Annotated in this window: 2 protein-coding genes; both read right to left on the minus strand. The window is 56.4% G+C overall.

Features of this window, described 5'->3' with window-relative positions; translation table 11 throughout:
- The coding region (locus tag VJ786_RS16520) for an IS3 family transposase (protein ID WP_336558057.1) at window positions 1–767 on the minus strand (767 nt) is incomplete at its 3' end.
- A 23-nt stretch (window positions 768–790) separates the two neighbouring features.
- Window positions 791–1,313: transposase (locus tag VJ786_RS16525; protein WP_336558058.1), on the minus strand; the 523-nt coding region annotated here is incomplete at its 5' end.

A 1,313-nucleotide genomic window follows, 5' to 3' on the forward strand; every position in this document is an offset into this window, starting at 1 on the left:
CTCAGGTTGTTGTATACCCTGATGTTCTCCCGTATCTTTCCGGTGGTCTCCCTCAGGCCACCCTGTGATGCGTAGAGGTCGAACTCCGCCTTCAGTATGCCGTTCACCCGTTCGGCTATCGCGTTCTCGTAGGGATCCCCGTTCTCGGTCATGCTGACCGCTATCCCGTTGGAGCGCAGGATATCCACATAGCCTTTGCTACAGTACTGCGAACCCCGATCGGAGTGGTGTATCAGACCCTTTCCCGGATACTGCCTCTGCCGCAGTGCCATCTGCAGGGCATCGATACATCCCTGTGCCGAGAGGTCGCCCCTGAACGCCCAGCCCACTATCTTCCTGGAATAGGCATCGGTGATCAGGCTCAGATATCCCCAGCGCCTGTTGAGCTGTACATAGGTGATGTCGCTTACCCAGACCTGCTCGGGACGCTCGACCGCAAGTCCCTTTATCAGGTTCCCGTACTTCTTCATCCAGTGCCGCGAATCGGTGGTGACCGCCTTCCTCTTCCTGGTCCTGATCTGTAGGGAATGCTCCCTCATCAGGGCGAAGAGATAGTCGCGGCCGATCCTGATCCCATGTTCCTGCAGGGGGCCGGAGAGCATATGGAGCAGCTTCCGGGTACCGATCCTCCTCTGTTCGCTGCGTATCCGCAGCACGTGCTGCAGGATGACCTCGTCCTTCAGACCGACATCCTGCACCCGCCACTGGCGGTCATAGTACGCATGCCTTGTTCTGCCAAACAGTCCGCAGATCAAACGGATCCCCATTGCTGGGGATTCCTGTTTGATCTTTACGACCGCTTGGCACCAGACTTTTTTCTGATGTCGATCTTGAGCTGTTCCTCGGCAATGTCGATCATGGTATCCAATGCCCTGATCTTCAGGTTTGCATACTCCAGGGCCTTCTTCAGGGCCAGGATCTCTGCCTCTTTGGGGTCTACGGGTTTTTTGTTGGCCATATCATCGGGTTTTGGGGAACTAAGTTCGGTATTTTCCCCCTTATATTCCCTGACCCATCTGGAGACCGTACCGCAGGAGATATCAAAGGTGTTCCCTGCCCGGTAGGCGCTCATCCCGTCCTGGACCGCCCTGATCACTGAACGCTTCAGCTCGGTGGTATACCGCTTTGGCCCAATGGGCTGTCGCCCGAACTTCTTCATCCAGCGGATAAGGCTCAGTTCGGACACGCCGTACTGTTCCATCAGGTCCCGGCGAGGGACCCCAAGTTCGATCTGATCCAGCATGTGGAGGATCAGACGCTTGTCGAATGGCTGCTTCTTACTGGTCCGCTCCGCGAACTCAAACTCTCTTTCT

The organism is Sphingobacterium tenebrionis (genome assembly GCF_037126265.1).
Classification (GTDB): Bacteria; Bacteroidota; Bacteroidia; order Sphingobacteriales; family Sphingobacteriaceae; genus Sphingobacterium; species Sphingobacterium tenebrionis.